This window comes from Methylotuvimicrobium sp. KM2 (genome assembly GCF_038051925.1).
GTDB lineage: Bacteria > Pseudomonadota > Gammaproteobacteria > Methylococcales > Methylomonadaceae > Methylotuvimicrobium.
Map to the genome: position 1 here is coordinate 845,097 of NZ_CP150634.1, position 19,040 is coordinate 864,136.

General features: G+C 49.6%; 11 protein-coding genes. 7 read left to right on the plus strand and 4 right to left on the minus strand.

Annotated elements, in window-relative coordinates; translation table 11 throughout:
• The first annotated feature begins 272 nt into the window (after positions 1–272).
• Positions 273–581: a DUF2288 domain-containing protein gene (locus WJM45_RS03755; RefSeq protein ID WP_341327649.1), complete on the plus strand. Its 309-nt coding sequence runs from the start codon at positions 273–275 to the stop codon at positions 579–581.
• A 485-nt stretch (positions 582–1,066) separates the two neighbouring features.
• Here the strand turns inward: WJM45_RS03755 and WJM45_RS03760 are convergent, their stop codons facing one another.
• The gene (locus tag WJM45_RS03760; protein ID WP_341327650.1) at positions 1,067–1,945 is read right to left on the minus strand and encodes a hypothetical protein; all 879 of its coding nucleotides are present in this window, start codon (positions 1,943–1,945) and stop codon (positions 1,067–1,069) included.
• Between the two features lie 135 nt (positions 1,946–2,080).
• The gene (locus WJM45_RS03765; protein ID WP_341327651.1) at positions 2,081–7,147 is read right to left on the minus strand and encodes a diguanylate cyclase; all 5,067 of its coding nucleotides are present in this window, start codon (positions 7,145–7,147) and stop codon (positions 2,081–2,083) included.
• A gap of 345 nt (positions 7,148–7,492) precedes the next feature.
• Here WJM45_RS03765 and WJM45_RS03770 point away from each other — a divergent pair, with 345 nt between their 5' ends.
• Together WJM45_RS03770 and glk are read left to right on the plus strand one after the other, a co-directional pair.
• The gene (locus tag WJM45_RS03770) at positions 7,493–10,729 is read left to right on the plus strand and encodes a glycoside hydrolase family 15 protein (protein WP_341327652.1); all 3,237 of its coding nucleotides are present in this window, start codon (positions 7,493–7,495) and stop codon (positions 10,727–10,729) included.
• Positions 10,726–11,709 carry a glucokinase gene (gene glk / locus WJM45_RS03775; RefSeq protein WP_341327653.1) on the plus strand — a complete coding sequence of 328 codons (984 nt, stop codon included), beginning with the start codon at positions 10,726–10,728 and terminating at the stop codon, positions 11,707–11,709. The genes WJM45_RS03770 and glk overlap by 4 nt, the downstream gene beginning before the upstream one ends.
• 359 nt (positions 11,710–12,068) lie before the next feature.
• On the opposite strand, the gene WJM45_RS03780 is transcribed toward glk, so the two are convergent.
• Complete coding sequence (locus tag WJM45_RS03780; protein WP_341327654.1) at positions 12,069–12,551, minus strand: cytochrome P460 family protein; 483 nt, start codon at positions 12,549–12,551, stop codon at positions 12,069–12,071.
• A gap of 514 nt (positions 12,552–13,065) precedes the next feature.
• On the opposite strand from WJM45_RS03780, the gene WJM45_RS03785 reads away from it, so the two are divergent.
• A complete protein-coding gene (locus WJM45_RS03785; RefSeq protein WP_341327655.1) occupies positions 13,066–13,338 on the plus strand; it encodes a late competence development ComFB family protein in 273 nt (90 codons plus the stop codon).
• Positions 13,339–13,593: 255 nt separating this feature from the next.
• On the opposite strand, the gene WJM45_RS03790 is transcribed toward WJM45_RS03785, so the two are convergent.
• Complete coding sequence (locus tag WJM45_RS03790) at positions 13,594–13,803, minus strand: cold-shock protein (protein ID WP_017840831.1); 210 nt, start codon at positions 13,801–13,803, stop codon at positions 13,594–13,596.
• A 743-nt stretch (positions 13,804–14,546) separates the two neighbouring features.
• Between WJM45_RS03790 and WJM45_RS03795 the strand changes: the two genes are divergently transcribed.
• From WJM45_RS03795 to glyS, 3 genes are all read left to right on the plus strand, one after another.
• Positions 14,547–15,026 (plus strand): DciA family protein, encoded by a 480-nt coding sequence (locus tag WJM45_RS03795; RefSeq protein ID WP_341327656.1) that lies wholly within the window; start codon positions 14,547–14,549, stop codon positions 15,024–15,026.
• A 961-nt stretch (positions 15,027–15,987) separates the two neighbouring features.
• A complete protein-coding gene (gene glyQ, locus WJM45_RS03800; RefSeq protein ID WP_341327657.1) occupies positions 15,988–16,908 on the plus strand; it encodes a glycine--tRNA ligase subunit alpha in 921 nt (306 codons plus the stop codon).
• The gene (glyS, locus tag WJM45_RS03805) at positions 16,905–18,974 is read left to right on the plus strand and encodes a glycine--tRNA ligase subunit beta (protein WP_341327658.1); all 2,070 of its coding nucleotides are present in this window, start codon (positions 16,905–16,907) and stop codon (positions 18,972–18,974) included. Before glyQ ends, glyS begins: the two co-directional genes overlap by 4 nt.
• Positions 18,975–19,040 lie beyond the last annotated feature (66 nt).

Here is a 19,040-nt window from a genome sequence, read left to right on the forward strand (position 1 = left end):
GGTAATTATTCAGCATAAGTCATATATGAGAAGGTGTCAGGTATTGATTTATAAGGCTGTCTGCAACAAAACGTTGCAGTCAGAGCATATAGGGATGTGTTCACCCAGCACCAAAATAAGCCATGATTTTGAATCATTGCCAAAGACCTATGGAATTTAGGTGCTTGGGTTCACGCGTCCTTACAAATCAATGCCTGACACCAACCTACCGCATGCCCTGAATAGTTACCGCGATTGCGATTAATTCAATTCTATCTCGAATATTCGTTCTTATGACTGCCATGTTAACAACATCCGAACACGAGCTTGCCAAAGCTAAACTTAATCTCGAGACCTCGCAAATCCCTTGGCGGGAGCTGCAGCGTTTTTTCGCATCGGGTTTGGCGATTCACGTCTCAGAAGGTTTGGACTTGGTCGAGGCGGCCTATCAAATAGCCTCAGACAATAAAGACCAGGTCGAGCAGTGGTTAAATTCACGACAAGTCGGACAGGTCTCCGATCAACAAGCCTTAACGTGGTACCAAGCAAACACTGAAGTATGGGCCGTCGTCGTCAAGCCCTGGATATTGGTTCAAGAGTAATTCGTAATGCGCCTCGCCTTGATCGGGTCTCAGGTACAGTTTTATCCTAACGTTCATGAAGGCCTGGTCATCGCCCCGGCAAATGAAAGTTCTCTGGTGGGGAGGGTGCGGTCACTCGCCCGACAGGACGCCGTGAATACGTCCATGTAGGCTCGACGGCGGCTGTCCCTGCCGCCGACGCCTGTCGATCGAGCAACCGCACCCTCTCCGGAACCGGCATTGCCAGAGCGGAGTTTTGCATATCGAAAAATTAGATAATGAATCAAAATTTACGATCTTTCACAGTAAAAAAAGCATTTCACCATGAAGATAATGAAGAATAATAGTTTTAATTCAATAACTTGTCATTCGTTTGTGTGCTACTTTCGCTCACCCGAAAAGTTAGCTGGAATGTTTCGGTAATCTGTTGAAATACTTCGTTAACTTCATGTGCTTCATGGTTAAACTGCCGAATTTAGGTTTATCTTTGCCGTCTGTATTCTTCATTAACCAACGGGTTTTGGGTGCTTATTCCTGCTTAACAAGACCGAGTTATAAAGATTCTGAAAAACCAGATAGCAAACCGGGCCTAAGACTGCAAGCGGGGAAACGTATTCCAGAGCGATCCAGGTCATGAACATCGTATTCTTTTGGCCTAACGATTGGCTGCCTTCCACGGCATAATTTACGCCGCCTACATAATGGCCTATCAAAAAATTGAATCCGCATGCAAGCAGCGAAATAATAGCAATTTTTCCGAGCGTCAGAGATGGAACGTGATGGCTGTACAAATAATCGGAAGCCTTTGCCGTGGCAAGGTAGATAACCAGTAGCCAAATCAAAAACGGCAGCTTGTTAATCTTTGTGAGTTTATTCGCCAACTGAATGCGATATGCTCTAATGAGTTGAGCTAAAACCAACGGTATGCCGACGACCGTCATTGTCGCCAGCAACATGTTGCCGGTGTTAATGTTACGCTCTTCGGGATGAATAAAATCCAAGATAAACGGTAACGACAGTGCGGCTAATAAATTTGTCGTGACCACGGCGGTAATGACATAAGTCACATTTTTGTTGAGCAATCTAATTACCATGGGCGCTGCCGTCGCGGTCGGCGTGGCGATCAACAAAAAAGCGATCGTTGCCAGTTCCTTGTCCAAGTTCTTTAATAGCCAATAGGCGGCAACACTCGTAGCGGCCATGACTAAGCACAGTTTTATCGCATGGCTATATACGGTCGTATCCTTTGGAATAGCCGCTTTCAGCAATGGAAAGAACAACATGATCATCAAAAGATACTTGATTAAAAATGAGAACTCATGCCCTCGGTTAAAGAAAAAACCGGCGGCAATCGCTCCAACTAGATAAAGTGAATTTTTATTCATCGATTATGACATTTCAGACTGGGCCATTGCCGCTCGATAAACGGTAAATATCCTGCCGCTTTTATCCTCGACGCCGACTGAATCGAAGCGCGTATTTTACCAGAAGGGGCGCAATGAATTGAAAAAACGGCCCGCTCATGCAACAGATTGCAGGTCGATGCCGTTGCGGCCGTTTTCCTTGACTTGATAGAGGGCGGCGTCGGCCGTCTTGATCAGCGACTTGGGTGGGCATTTATGAAATGGATTCGCGGTTGCGATACCGATGCTGACCGTGACGAACCCGGTAGCCTCGGAGTTTAGATGCGGAATTTGCAACTCGGCTACCGCCTGCTGTATCAGTTTGCCGACTTGCAGCGCGCCCGGCGCGCCGGTACGGGGCATGACCACGGCAAATTCTTCGCCGCCGTAGCGCGCAGCTAGATCGGTCGGTCTGCGCAATGCGCCGGCAATCGCCTGAGCGACTTTAATTAAACATTCGTCTCCGGCCTGATGACCATAACGGTCGTTGAAAAGCTTGAAATGATCGATGTCGCATAAAATCAGCGCCAGCGGCGCATTATCGCGTTCCAGACGCAGGCATTCCAGCGCCAGATAGTCGTCGAAACAGCGCCGGTTGGCGATTTGGGTCAGGCCGTCCACGGTCGCCAGGCGCTGCAATTCCTCGTTGGCTTTCTGTAAATCGGCTTCGGCAAGTCTGCGTTCGCGGTTTTCATTCAGCAGCCGGTTGTTGAGCGCTTCGATCGTGGCGTTGCGCGCTTCCAATTCGGTGTTTTTTTCTTTCAGCGCCGCTTTCTGCTTTTCGATATGCTCGGTGCGTTCGGCCACCTTGTCTTCGAGCAAGCGATAACCCTGAGCGTTATCGATCGAAATCGCGATTTGACCGCTCAAATGCCGTAATAAAAAAACACGCTCTTCGGTAAAAACGGCATCCGCCGCATTGTTTTCCAGATAGAGTACGCCTTGCAGTTCGCCGCTCCGCAGCAATGGCGTGCATAGCAAAGAACGTAACTTGCGCTCGGCGATCACCTTGTCCCGCCCGTAGACCGGACTTTGGCCGGCGTTATCCAAGATGACCGTTTCCCGGCTGCGCGAGACGTAGTTGATCACCATCTGCGGCAAGTCGCTTGCGAATGCCTGCGGCAAGCGTTGCATCATTTCAATAACTTCGGAATCGATTCGCGCCTCGGCCTGAACGAATAGGCCGCCGCTTTCCTGCAGTAACAACACACCGCGCTGCGCACCGGCATTTTCGATTACAATGTTCATCAAGGTTTGCAGCAAATCCGGCAGGCGCCGTTCAGCCGCGATTGTTTCGGCGGCCTTGAGCAAAGTTTCGAGATCCCAACGATGACCGGCGCTATGCGGCGACGGCCCGGCTCGGTTTGACAGGGTCAAACCATGGCGCTCGTTGAAGTGCTGCAAATAATCGGTCGCCCCCCAGCGCCGGTAGCAATAAGCCGCTTCTTCGAAATGAAACCGGGCCAGACGTTCCTGACCCTGTTCTCGATAAAGACGCCCGGCCAGTTCGTTCGCCAGACCTTCCAAATGTAATTGACCGTTGAGCTCGGCGTCGGAGGCCGCCTGTTGATAGGCCAATGCCGCCGGGGCCGGTTTCCGTTGCAGGCGGTAAATTTCAGCCTGCAGCAAAAAAAGGCGGCTCTGGAAATTTTGCGGACAGCGCCGTGCCCAGTGTCCGAAGTTTTTCTCGGTGCGCCGGATGATTCGAAAGCTACGGAGGCGTTCGATGCGGGACATCGCTGGATAACGCTTGGCGAGAATCAATGCCGTATAGAAATGATGTTCCGCGGCATGCAGCATGCCGGCCGAATCCTTAAGATAGGCCGATGATTCGCGGCTCGTGTCGATGGCGCGCTCGTCATCGCCCCACAGATACAAGCTCTGCATTTTGTTGACGTAATAATAATGCGCAAAATGCCGCGAACCGTAATCGGCCAACGCTTCGACGAAGGCCGTTTCGTCGAAATCGGCAGAACCGAACGATGTCGGCGCATCGGTATCGCCGCGCAAGTTTCGTATCGCTTGGCGTATGCCTTCAATGACGCCCGAATGCTCGCGGCCGTCGATGCGTTTCAGTATCGCCAGAAGCCGTTCGCTTTCCTGCCAAATTACATCGAGCGGCACGCCTCGCATCAGTTGGCTTTGTATCAATCCGCAACAGGCGCAGCCGCTGTGAAACCAATCGCCGCTTTCCAGACCTGCGTCGAGTGCGGTGTGCCAATAGGTTTCGGTGTCGACGGCGGGGTGAGTCCATGAATTCGCGAAATAACCGTATACGAAATTGACTTCGGCCTTCTGCCGCTGATTGGCATATTTATCCAGCAAGCTCAACGACAGACGTCCATAATCGTAACCTGCTTGATGATTGCCTAACACGCCGCCCAGAAAAATCACGCCGAATACCATGTAGCCGATCACGGCCTCGGCATTGTTGCCGTGCTTCAGGCATCGACGGACCTGTTTCACCGAAATCGCGGCGCATAATTCCGGCCTTATTTGATAGGCGACCTTCAATGTAGCCGACAGCAGGCGTATCGCGATGTCCATTCTCGCATCGCCGACTGCCGGCAAATCGAGCAAATCGTCGGTCGTGAACTTTCGTAAACGGAACTTCAAAGCCAGGAGTTCAGCCAGGAAATTCAGGCGATTGAAGCGCTTGGGCAGATCGATCCCGAACAATGCGGCGGCTTGTCTGCCGACTCGATAAGCGAGGTCGAATCGCGCCTGGTCGGCATAGAATTGAATCATCGATTCGAAAATGCGCGCTTTTTCGAGTTCGGAGCGAGACAGTGTGACGGCCTGTTCGAAAAGCCGTTCGGCCTGCTTGTGATGACCGCATAGATGTTCGCATTCGGCGAGTTGCCAAAGCACCGACGCTAAACCGCCGAAACTCGGTAGTCGATCGGCAAGCAATTCCGAGGCATGGCGCAGATAGGGTAAGGCTTGTTCGAATGCGCCGCGATGCTTGGTCCACAGTCCCAATTTAAAATTATCGGCACCGAGCCGGCTTCTTTCGCCGGCGTCGTCGATCAACGGTAGAGTCGCATTGAGATGGTCGACCGCCTGAGACAGTAAAGACCTGTCATGCCCCATTCTGGCTTGATCGACCCAAAAACGGCCGATTTTCAATCGATTGCCGAGCAGTTCGTGTTCCGAGCATAACGAATGGACGGCTTGCTGCACTCGATCATGCGAAAAAAAATAGCGCGCCTTGTTTTTTTCTGCCATGCCGGATTGCTTGAGCAGCAAGCCCAACGTTTCGGCGGCGGCCAAATTTTTATACGGCAAGGTGTTTTCGCCGAACACGGTTACAATCGTGTCGGGGTCTACCGCACAGCCGATGCAGGCGACGATTTTCAACAATTCACGCACCGGCTCGTCGAGTTTGCCGACCCGCTTCGTCATGAAGTCGACGACATTGTCGCTGATGGCGGCCGCGCAAAGCCTTTCGCGGTCGAAGCGCCATTGGCCGGTTCCGGCATCATACTGCAAGACGTTGTTTCGCTGAAGCTCGCGCAGATATTGTAGGAAAAAGAAGGGATTGCCCTGCGTCTTGACATGGATCGAAGCGCATAACTCGTCCGCCGTCTTCTTTTCGAGCCTGATTGAATCTATCATCATCGCGGTTAGGGCCGGCATCGGCAAGGCATTCAACTCGATCGTTTCGACCCGGCCGCCTTCGTCGCGAAATTTGTTTTCAAGCGCAATCACTCCATCGCCCGGATTGACTTCATCGCCGCGGTACGCCGCTATCAACAACAGGTGCTCCAGGCCCGACAACATCGCCGCCAACCACTCGAACAACGCCGGATCGGCCCACTGCAGGTCATCGAGAAATACGCACAGAGGCCGGTTCGGCCGGCAAAAGATCTGTACGAAGCGTAACCACAGCCGCAATGAACGAACCTTGTTTTCGGCTGCCGGCAATTCGGCAAGCGCCGGTTGCGTCCCCAATAATAGCTCGAGTTCGGGAATCAATTCGATGACGGCTGCCGCTTCGTCTCCCAATTGCTCGAATAAGCGATGCCGCCAGATCGCCAACGCTTCGTCTTTTTCGCCCAATATTTGCTTAAGTAAAAGACTAAATGCGTCATGAAACAAGCGCGCCGGCGGATTATTTTGAAATTGGTCGCATTTGGCGGAGATGAAATAGCAATCGGCCGGTAGGCTTTGTTGGTTGAATGACTCGATCAAGCGCGATTTACCGACGCCCGAGGGGCCCGTCACCAGGCAGAGAACGGCCTTGTCATGCCGTGCCTGAGTCAAGGCGGCTTCCAATTGCCCCAACTCGGCTTCGCGTCCATAGAGTTGCCGCGGGTTCCGAAAAACGGAAGGCATGGTTCTTTCCATGCTCTGGCCTTTGCACAACGCTTGTCGGCAGAGCGAAAGATCCGACAACAACTCGTCCGCTCTTTGATAACGCTCTTCAGGGTCTTTAGCGAGCATTCCGATGACGATACGCGCCAGGTCATCAGGCAAGTCAGGACAAAATTCCCTAGGATCGGGGACCTCATGGGCGATATGGCGGTGAATCGCGCCGATCGAGTCCGGCGACATAAACGGTTTGCGGCCGGTAAACAATTCAAATACGATCGTTCCGAGCCCATAGATGTCGGCTCTAAAGTCGATGCCGCGATTCATCCGACCGCTTTGTTCGGGGGCCAAATAATCGATCTCACGCTCGCTCGGATAGGGCGCCTCCGGTTCAGCACGGGTTTGTAAGGCGCATGCGGCTCGACCGAAGCCGAGCAATTTCAACTGCATTTGTTTCGGGTCGACCAAAATATTGGTGGGGTTTAAATTGCCGTGAACGACTCCGTGCCGATGTATTGCGGCGATCGACTCAATGAGTTCGAAAATCAAGCCAAATGCTTCCTGAACCGGTAATGCCAGGCCGGCCGCATATTCCCGTAATGTGCACCCATTAAAGTATTCGCGCACCAAAATCAAGCGCCGGCCGTGATTCAACAAGTCCAGACCCTCGATAACGGCCGGCATCGCCACGCGCTTCAGCATGTCGAATTCACTGCGAAAGCATGCCAGCATCGTGTCGCTCGGATGACTCTCCTCCAGATATTTAAGCGTCACTTCCTTGCGATCTTGCACGCGCACGGCGCGATACAGCCGATACCAGCCTCTATCGGATAGACATTCTTTTATTAGATACTCGTCTATTTGCAACAAAGTTTTACACCGAAACTTGAAATAGAAGAACAGATTAGCAGAATCCGGTTGGTGATAAGAAGACTTTCGAGTCGTAAGGAATATAATTTGCTTGATTCATCCCAAAAATAAAATCGTCTGATTGCATGGCTTTAAGTTAAAGTAAAAAGCAGGTCCCAAGTAATTATTCACACCCCCCTATCGTTCCCACGCTCCGGCGTGGGAATGAAGACCGAGACGCTCTGGCGTCTTGTGTCACTGCAGAGGTACTCAGGCGTTCCAACGCAGAGCGTGAGAACGTTAATTGCCGGGGGGGGGTAAATAGTTACGATCCAAAAGATTGTGTTCGTTACACGGAAAAAATTCATGAAGAACAAATTGCAAATTGAAAAATTGGATGCCTATTTCGACGAAGTGCGAGATATCATTTTAAATAGACAAGACTGGATCAGCGGCTTACTGCCGGCTAGTACCGCAAACAACGTTCACGGTAATTACAACGACGCCTGGGTTCGCGATAACGTTTATAGCATCCTTGCTCCTTGGGGTTTGGCTTTAGCTTATCGAAAATCCGGCGAACCGAACGGTAAGGCATATTTGCTTGAACAAAGCGTGGTTAAGTTAATGCGCGGGCTGTTAGTAGCAATGATGCGCCAAGCGCATAAAGTCGAAATGTTTAAACAAACGCAAGATCCGCTCGATGCGCTGCATGCCAAGTACGATCTAAAAACCGGCGAAGTGGTGGTCGGCGACAGCGAATGGGGGCATTTGCAGTTGGATGCCACGTCGTTATTTTTGTTGATGCTGGCGCAAATGACTGCATCGGGACTGCGCATCGTATTTACGATCGACGAAGTCAATTTCGTGCAGAATTTGGTGCACTACATCAGCCGGGCTTACCGGACTCCCGATTATGGTATTTGGGAACGCGGCAACAAAATTAATCGGGGCATCGCCGAGTTGAACGCTAGCTCGATCGGCATGGCCAAGGCCGCGCTTGAGGCGATGTCCGGCTTCAATTTGTTTGGGCCCATGGGCGGGCAAAACTCGGTCATTCATGTGATTAGCGATGATATCGCCCGCACCCGTAACGCGCTGGAATCTCTGTTGCCCAGGGAGTCCTTATCCAAGGAAGTCGATTCGGCGGTATTGAGCATTACCGGATTTCCGGCTTTCGCTGTCGATAATCAGGAATTGAAAAGCCGCACCGAGGCCTTGATCCGTGAAAAACTCGAGGGCCGTTACGGCTGCAAGCGTTTTTTGCTGGACGGTCACCAAACCGAATTGGAAGACCCGAGTCGGCTGCATTACGAACCGTATGAATTAAAGCAATTTATGGACATCGAATGCGAGTGGCCGTTGTTTTTTTGTTATCTGCTGCTGAATAATTTGTACGCGGGCAATAATAACGAGGCGGCGCAATACAGGGTTAAGCTGGAAGCGCTCCTAGTTGAACAAAACGGGCGGCAATTATTGCCCGAACTGTATATCGTACCAAAGGAGGCGATAGAGACCGAAAAAGCTAATCCACATAGTCAAGATAGGATTCCGAACGAAAATATTCCATTGGTTTGGGCGCAAGGTTTGTTCATTCTAGGAAACCTGATAGAAGACGGGTTATTAGCGATCGACGACATCGATCCGCTCGGACGGCATAAAATCCGCGAGAAAACCTGCGATTGCACCTTGCAGGTTGCGGTGATTGCCGAGGATGATACGATTCAAGCCGATTTGAAAGCATGGGGGGTCGACACCCAAACGTTGGCTGAAATTTCGCCTATCCAAATTCGCGACGCGAGCGAATTGGCTGCGGCCTATACGAATATCGGGCGCAATGATAATCATGGTTTAACCGGAAGGCCGCTTCGGCAATTAAGAACTTTGGCGACCTCCAGAATTTATTTGATGGCCAACGAACGTTTGGTGTTTTTACCCCAATTGTTGAATCAAAAAGGCTTTTATCTAGCGATGGACAACCGTTTGCTGATTCAGCGCTTACGCTCGGAGTTGTCTTACATTCATAAGAATTGGGACGGTGCAACAGGTGATCCGTTATTCGTATTGGTTGTTAAATATAATATGCTCAGCGATGACGATCGTGATGTGTTGATCGAATTTATTCAAGAGCTGCAAAGCGGGCAAATCAACAGCACGCCTATTAAATTTGGCGAGCTATCGAAATTGGCCGAAAGCTCAAGTTATGAAAAAATTGATTATTTGCATGATTTCAAGTTTTCCGAGGCATCTTGGGACAAGCCTCAGCGGCCTTGTTTTCTGGTCTTGCCGATCGATACCGAACCGCCGGAACCGCTGAATATTTTTGTTACGATCACCTGGGAAATCAGTGACGATCAAGCGTTGATCGAACAATTGACCGCAAGCGCCAATCTCTATGCGCAACTGGAAGCGCTTGTGTTACTGGCTGGGCGACATGGTTTGGATTATGATACCGGGCTTAAGGATGCCGACGGCAATCCATGTCGGATTCGCGGCTTGCTCGAGGAGGTTTATATTCGTGCGGGCGATCTTGCGGTTTGGGATATCATTCGTCGTAGCGCGGGCTTGCTCGGTAAATACGATATCGATCTCGAACAGGCGGCTACCGAAATTTTGGTGCATCAGCATCAATTGACGGTGGGTCGAGCTTACAGCGGTAAGGCGACTTTGAAGCGCCCGGTCGACTCGTCGGAGATTTTGGAGATTATCCGCACTTACAATGATACTCACGACGCTAGTGAGCATATCATCATTCAGGAGCTGATACTGTATCTCGGCATGCTGATCAAGTACCACCCGGAACTATTTGCCGATATGCATACGATTCGTGTCGGGCATATTTTGCAATTGATTTTGGTACGCCAAAAGAAGGACTCGAACTGTACCTTGGATCAGGCTTATAACGAAGTCTTGACCTTGCCGCCCTATCAGTTGATGCAAAAAGTCCGAGAGACCTTCGAGGATTTCACCAATACGCAATATCAATTCGAGCGAGTCGAAACGTTAAATTATGTCGGTCAATGCCAGGAATTGACTTGCGCGCGCTTTTCGCCAAAGATGGATCCTGAAAATTTCGGCGAAGCCGAAGACTGGTATAACTGGCGCGAACGCCAGGGCAGCTTGGGCCGGGAAAGCGAAAGTTTTTTTACGGGCGTTTGGGATATTTTGCATCACTGTCAAGGCTTGATGATCGGTGATAAACTCAGTAGCAAGAGACGATTGGATAGCGAAACCACGTTAGCGCAAATGACGTCGGGCGAACAAAGCTTCAAATTGCATGTCAATCATTTGCTGAATAAGATTCAGGCGCCCGTCTATCGGCAGTTGACCGTCGAAGCCTTAAACGCAATAGCTTTCGTGTTTCGCGACAATCCGTCGATTAGAATCGAAGATACCTTGGTGACCGATATCATCATCGGTCACGCGGTCAGGCTTTGTTGGCTTAAGCTCCACCCGGAAGCTCAGGATAATTACAAAGAGTTCGTTTCGCTCGCTTGGCAGGCGTTTTATCAGCTGCCTCCGCATCAAGTCGCCAACGGCATGCTCGATGCGTTGATTTATCTACTTGAAAATAATAATCAAACAAAACAAGGAGATTCACAATGATTCTGGCAGGCGATATCGGAGGGACCAAAACGACCTTGGCATTATTGAGCAAGAATGAACACGGTTTGATTTCGTTGCAACAAGAACAAACCTTCAGCAGCGTTGAATTTCCAGAGTTCGATGAGGTATTAGATAAATTCTTACCGGCGGGCGTCAAGGTCGATTCGGCCTGTTTCGGCGTCGCAGGGCCGGTTATCGAGCAGCGCTGTGAGCCGACCAATCTGCCTTGGCAACTCGATGCGGAAGCGCTGAAAAAAACTTTACGCACCGATCGAGTCCGCTTATTAAACGATTTGGAAGCCATGGCGCTCGGCATGTTGTGTTTGGAACCAAAAGACTGGGTGGAGTTAAATCCTAACGCCAAATTACAAGTCGGAAATATGGCTGTGATCGCAGCGGGAACCGGTCTCGGCGAAGCCATATTGTATTGGGACGGTGCGCGCCATCATCCAATAGCGACCGAAGGCGGTCATTGCGACTTTGCGGCGCAAACCGTTCAGCAGGATCAGCTATCGAACTTTCTGAGAAAAAAATATAACGGGCATGTGAGTTTCGAACGGCTCGTTTCAGGCATGGGGTTCGGCAATATTTATGACTTTTTGGCAGAAAACCGTTTCGCTCCTCCTTGTCCCGCGGTTCCTGACTGTGCTTATCCGAGTGTCTACGGCTGCGATCGTAATGCGATTATTTCAAGATTGGGTATCAACGGCGAAGATCCCTTATGTACCGAAACTATCCGGATTTTTGTGGAGCTTTACGGTGCCGAAGCCGGTAATTTGGCCTTAAAGTCATTCGCTACCGGCGGTGTATTTATCGGGGGAGGCATTGGTCCTAAAATTCGGTCGGCATTGGAGTCTGGCAAGTTTATCGAAGCATTTAAAGCCAAGGGCCGTTTCAGCGGTTTTCTAGATACCGTGTCGGTAAAATTATCGCTGAATCCTCGTACGCCGCTGATGGGGGCGATCAGTTACTTCGACTGAACGATTTCCGGGAAATATGGGCAAGACAACGGATCGCTAAATGGACGACGCGAATTGATGGTTGTTGCTCGCAAGGGTTCGTGAATCGCCGATTCCGCGTCGTCCGTGGTTTATATACCCATCGCAAGTCAAAATTCGGCGCCTGGGTGTCTGCTAAAGGACGCCGTGAACCCCGCACCTAAATTCTATAGGTCTTTGGCAATGATTCAAAATCATGGCTTATTTAGGTGCTGGGTGAATACGTCCATGTAGGCTCTATGCCAGCTCCATGCTGGCAAAGCCTTTATCAGACACCCAGGCGCCTCCCCAGGCACTGCCGAAATTTGAAGTGCGAAAGGTATATTGTCAAAAGCGCTGATTTATTTACGAAACTCCGAATACACGTAATCGGTTTTTTTCTGAGGGGCGTGGCAGCCGAAACAGGATTTACCTCCATCGCTAACCAGTCTTTTGGTTTTGCTGTCGCCGGCAAAGCCTTCGAAGCCCCAGCCGCCGGTATCGGCAAACTTCTTGGCATCCTTGAGCATCACACCGATCAGTTTTCTATCGCCTTCCTGTATCGTTTTATCTTTTTCGACATAGTTGAGCAGGTCGAAAACCAATACCGCTCCATCCTTGTATTTACCGGTTTTCAAGCCGTCTTCGGCTAATTTGTTGGCATAGATATGATGAATCCCCTGAAAAGGGTCTTCTAATGCGTGTCCCGGTTGAATCAACATGCTCTTGGCGTGAAGCCAATTACGGTAGCCTTCGGGGAACGGGACTGCTTGTTCCGTTGCGAAACTGGCGGCGGCGAAAGAGCAAAGTACACCGGATAATACAATCGATAGACGTTTTTTCATGTGTTGACCTCCTATAAATTAGACAGGATCTTAGGATATGGCTGTAAATAACCTTCCGATTCTCCATCAGTCTTATGCACAAACGTCACGGTCATTAAATTAAGTCGTCATGTTGGCTAAAGATAGCCGACATTCAGGTTTTCCAAGTTCCCAACGCCCCAGACTGGTTTTGCTTTGGTAGCCAAGGCAGCGGGCCCTCGAAGGGGCCTACGAACCGTAAGAGCCGGTCATCCATGCCGGAATGACAGTTTTCCGTTAACATAAGGGCGGTGACGCAGAGACATAAGAGCCATTGGGGAAGGTGTTTTTGCCATGTCCTCAATGATTTCAGTTCGAAACCATTAGGTTCTTTTTAAGCTCATTTGAGGGTTTTGTCAAATGGTATTGAATCGCTATCATATCGGGCTGATTTTTGGAATGAAAGCTTTAGTTTGAGATTTATACTATTATTTAACGCGTAAAACAGCTAACGCAGATAATTAGCCGTTAATAAATTGAGTAGGTAGGGAAGGGTATGCCAAACATTAATAATTATTATGAAAGATTGGTCGTTGACCAGCTTTGGAGTATGGCTCAAAAGAGCAAGGAGTCGTTGACTCAGGATTTTATTGATGATGTTGCCTGTCTTGCATTGAATCGCTTGCCTGCCTGTTATGTGCGGAGCATGGTCGATAAAAGCTCTTATATTACCGATCAAATATATCAAGAAATGGAAAATGAGGTCACCGAAGCAATCAAACAGGCCATTGAACAGGTCCGGTTGAATCCCCGTGGTCAGCGTAATTAGCCTCATATTGTTCAAATGTCAATGGGAGGATCGTCAGCCCTTTTTCTGTCTTTTTACGCTACAATTTATGTATACCTATCGCACTTCAAATTTCGGCAATAAGGTATGGAGGCGTCGGGGTGTTTGGCAAAGGGTATATAACGATGAGTGCAAAGTGTGGCAACGAGAATCGCCGGGGATTGAAAGTTACAAACTGGAAAGGGATGTCTTCGTCGACACGTCCGTGTGTCGGATAATTAGCCGTTGGCTATGTTATTAGATAACGGTAACTTCTTCGGCTTGTGGGCCTTTTTGACCTTGAGTCACGATAAACTGAACTTTTTGGCCTTCAGTCAGGGACTTGAAACCGGAACCCGCAATGTTGCGGAAATGAACGAAAACGTCAGGACCTTGGCCTTGCTCGATGAAGCCGAAGCCTTTGTCTGCGTTGAACCATTTAACTGTGCCTGTTGTAGTAGTAGACATACTCAAAACCTTAAAAATAAAAATTAAATCAATTTAGTCCAAAATCGGACCGTCTAGCTAAGAAATAGTGAAATCTCTTAATGGCAGAACGTAACGAGGATCTACAGAAACAGAGCACTACAGAAAAAACGCCGTAACTAAAACATCAAAGACATATCGAATTTCAAGCTAAGATTATTCTATGCCTTATTTCCTCAAAGTCAACTGACAAAACAGCTACCGTCTAGAATCAATCGCCCTATCAGAGTTGGTGTTTTTTAATAGTCACTGAATTAACAAGAAAATTTCGTAACTATTCAGCGCATGTGGTTGGTTTGGCGTCGGGTATTGATTTCTAAGGACGCGTGAACCCAGCACCTACTCCTTTTATACTCAAAAATTAGCTAACTTTGTGAAGGTATGGGGTGTGGCTAGCGAGGATGTCGGCAGCAGGGATTGCTGCCGTCAAGCCCCCATGGATAGGTTCACGGCGGTCCTCGATAGACACATCCCATACCTTTTATTCTTAGTCGGTTGTTCAATCAAAAGGGAGTAAATAACCCAAAATTGTTTATCATAGCAAATAGATTATGGTATTTAGGTGCTGGGTGAATACGTCCCTGTAAGCTCTGACTGCAACGTCCTGTTGCAGACAGCCTTATAAATCAATGCCCGACACCTTCTTATATATGACTTATGCTGAATAATTAAAAAATTTCTTTATAATCGTGTGGACCTTACTGTAGATTAAAATTTTCAAGCATATGCCGAACCCCACCGCTTTTAGAAAATTGCTTGCGCATCCCAACCGTTCGCTCGCTACTTTATATAGTCAAGTTGAACAACAAAAAAAACTATTGAAAATCGTTAGGGAGGCCTTGCCCGATCATTTGAAAGAGCGAGCCGTGCATTGCGTAATCGATCGAAATAAGCTGATGGTGTATGCCGATTCGGCTAATTGGGCTTCACAACTACGTTTTTATCGCAATGCCATCCTGGGAGCTATCGATAAAATACCTAATCACCGGGTAGACATTTTACAATTTAAAATCACCGAAGCGCTTCACCTCCAAGTTGAGCAACGGGAGCGCCATGTAAATGTCCCGGGGGCAGCTAGTATTGCCGAAATTCGGCATAACGCCGAAGCTCGCGAAGACGACTCTTTAGCTTGTGCATTGTTAAAGCTAAGTTCGACATTAGAACGCTTGTCAAAGGCGAGTCCGAAAAACGAGCCATCGAAATAATATCTATCCTAAAAAGAGCAGTGCATGAAGGGGCTACAACACTTTTACCGGCTTGGTGAAGCCTTCAAGCTACCCTTCACCCTTCGACGGGGCTCTCCTGAGCGCGGCCGAAGGGCCTAGGGCGAGCCGTAGTTTGAGACTCTCAACTGTTCTTTTTAGGTTTATCCTGAATTCGGCAGTTTAACCATGAAGCACATGAAGTTCATGAAGGATTCCAAGAACTTACCAAATCCTTCTCGCTAACCTTTTTGGTGAGCGAAAGTTCTATACAAACGCGTAATAAGCTATTGAATTAACTTCCTATTCTTCATGATCTTCATGGTGAAATGCTTTTTCTAGGTTTATACCTTTCGCACTTCAAATCTTGGTAGTGCCCGAGGAGGTAGTACCCCAAACGCATCGAGCTAAAAACGGTCACACCATATCTGCTCTTTTCCAAATTGCTATTAAAGCACGTAGCCCGTATGCAGCGTAGCGGAATACGGGAATGGCGTGGCTCCGAACTTCCCGGATTGCGCTACGCTCCATCCGGGCTACGCTGTTTAGACTCGCCGAAAGCAGTCGGTAGCGATTTAGCAACGGGGATATCTATGCTTAGGATTTGGTCGTAAATAACCCTCAACAAAGCCCATAGTTCCAGGTCGTTATTTATCAAGAAATCCTTAGCTTGATTCGTATGGGCCGTACCCCCGGTGCCGAATTTTGATATCCGGTGGGTATATACTTCGATAACTTCAACTATTAACGTGAACATAGCCAAAATCGTGGCGTCGATTGCGCAACTTTTTTCATGCCCGTTCTTTATTGATTTCAGTTATAATCGCTCATTTTTTATATCGTCGATCTTAGCAATCGGCGCTTTTGTTTAGACAAAGTGTAAGTGGCTTTAGAGTCAAGGCCTTAAATACGGACAAAACGATTAAGGAGACGAATCGTTTTTTAATTATTCCCTGGAGCAACCGTGTCAAGCACAAATAACGACTTATTAACTTTTCAAGGGCTAATTCTAGCCTTGCAGGAATATTGGGCCCGCCAGGGCTGCGTATTATTGCAGCCGCTTGACCAAGAAGTCGGAGCGGGTACTTTTCATCCGGCGACCTTTCTTCGCTCGATCGGCCCGGAACCTTGGAATACCGCTTATGTTCAACCTTCGCGCAGACCTACCGACGGTCGTTTCGGGGAAAATCCGAATCGCTTGCAGCATTATTATCAGTTTCAAGTCATCTTGAAACCGTCGCCGGATAATTTTCAGGAACTGTATCTGGGTTCATTGCGTTATTTGGGCTTGGATTTGCTTGAGCATGACATCCGCTTCGTGGAGGACAACTGGGAATCGCCGACACTCGGCGCCTGGGGCTTGGGCTGGGAAGTCTGGCTGAACGGCATGGAGGTCACGCAATTTACCTATTTCCAACAAGTCGGCGGTCTCGAATGCAAACCGGTCACCGGTGAAATCACTTACGGCTTGGAGCGCATCGCCATGTATTTGCAAGGCGTCGAAAGCGTTTACGATTTGGTTTGGACCAAAGGGCCTTTCGGAACGGTCACTTACGGCGACGTCTTTCATCAAAATGAAGTTGAAATGTCCGCCTATAACTTCGAACATGCCAATGTCGAATTCTTATTCAATTGTTTCGATACTTACGAACAGGAGTGCGAAAAATTGTTGGCGCAAGATTTGCCGTTACCGGCCTATGAAATGGTACTCAAAGCTTCTCACACCTTTAATTTGCTTGACGCCCGCCGCGCAATTTCGGTTACCGAGCGGCAGCGCTATATCCTGCGCGTCAGAAACCTGGCTAAATCGGTCGCCGAATGTTATTACCAACGCCGCGAGTCGCTGGGCTTTCCGATGTTGGCCGCAAAGGAGGAGCAAGCATGAGCGACGCCAAGCATTTATTGTTTGAACTGGGTTCCGAAGAATTACCGCCGAAAACGCTGATAACGCTCAGCCGATCCTTGCTCAACAATGTCAGGCAAGGGCTGGATAATGCCGATTTAAGCTATTCCGGCATTAAAGGCTATGCCACTCCCAGACGTCTGGCGGTTTGGGTCGAAAACCTCGCGGTCGCGCAACCCGATAAAATCGTCGAAAAACGCGGGCCGGCAGTGCAGGCTGCATTCGCCGCCGACGGTTCGCCAAGCAAAGCCGCTCAGGGCTTTGCCGCCAGTTGCGGCACAACGGTTGAGGGCCTGGAACGCTTGACTACGGACAAAGGCGAATGGTTGGTTTATCGTCAACAGGTCGAAGGTCAGACCACAGAAAAGTTGATTCCCGAAATATTGCGTGCCAGCATTCATGCTTTGCCGATAGCCAAACGCATGCGCTGGGGCAACTATGCGACCGAATTCGTTCGGCCCGTGCACTGGGCGGTGCTGTTGTTCGGTGATCAGGTCATTGAGACCGATATTCTCGGCCTGACTACAGGTAAGCAAACTTTCGGCCATCGTTTTCATGCGCCTGTCGCTTTGACTGTCGAGAGCGCGGACCGCTACCGGGATATTTTGTTCGATTCCGGTAAAGTCATTGCCGACTTTGACGAGCGCAAGCAAAAAATCCGGCTTGCGGCGCAGCAGGCCGCGCAATCGGTCGGCGGTACCGCACATATCGAGGAAGACCTGCTCGAGGAAATCGCCGCGCTGAACGAATGGCCGGTCCCAGTCATCGGGCATTTCGATCCGCGCTATTTGGAGTTGCCGGCCGAAGTGTTGATCACGACGATGCAGACCAATCAAAAATATTTTCCGGTCAAGCAGGCCGACGGTAGTTTGTCGGCGCATTTCATCACGTTCAGCAATATCGAAAGCACTCGTCCGGAATCGATACGCGAAGGCAACGAGCGCGTGATCACTCCGCGTTTGTCCGATGCCGAATTTTTCTGGAAACAGGACCGCAAGCTGCGTCTTGAAGACCGGGTCGACGCGCTGAAAAACATCGTTTTCCAAAAAACCTTGGGCACCTTGGCCGATAAAACGCACCGGGTCAAACAACTGGCCGATTACATCGCTACGCAACTCGATGCCGATGCGAACCTGGCCAAACGCGCCGCCGTTCTTGCCAAAACCGACTTATTGACCGAAATGGTCGGAGAATTCCCAAACTTGCAAGGCGTCATGGGCCGCTATTACGCACTGGCCGACAATGAGCCGGCCGAAGTCGCCGAGGCGCTCGAAGAGCAATATTTTCCTAAGCAATCCGGAAGCGTCACGGCCGCTAGCAAGACCGGACAAATTTTGTCGTTGGCCGAAAAGATCGACACGCTGACCGGTATCTTCAGCGCCGGCTTGATTCCGACCGGCGATAAGGACCCCTATGCACTGCGCCGCGCCGCGCTCGGCGTACTTCGCACCGCGATCGAACGCGAACTTCCGTTAAATTTGACAGCGTGCGTGGATTTTGCAATTGAACAAGTCGAGCACGACTTCGACCGGGCTAAAACGCATCGAATGGTGCTGGAATTTATCTACGACCGGCTTAAAGGGTATTGTTCGGACAAGGGTTTTAGCCCCGACGAATTCGACGCGGTGCTGGTCGTATTGCCGGAGCAACCGTTGGATTTCATGCGCCGCTTGGAAGCCGTCAAAACGTTCCGGCAACGCCCTGAAGCCGAGAGCCTGGCCGGCGCCAACAAAAGAATTCGCAATATTTTGAAAAAAACCGAGGCGCCTCAAGACTTCGATAGTCATGTACTCGCAGAACCGGCGGAAATCCAATTGTTGCAAGCCGCGCAGGCATCCGCCGAGGCGATCGGACCGCTATTGCAACAACAGGATTATTCAGCCGCGATGAATCGCCTGGCGCAACTGAAGGATACCGTGGATGCATTTTTCGACAACGTCATGGTCATGACCGACGATATCGAGCTGCGTAATAGCCGCCTCGGCTTGCTGAACATGCTGTCCGAGCAGTTTTTACAAATCGCCGATATTTCAAGGCTGCAATCGTAAATCGGAGCGATTGCCACTCGAGCCGGTTTGCTCATTATACCGGTTCGAGCGGTTTTTTAATTCTGC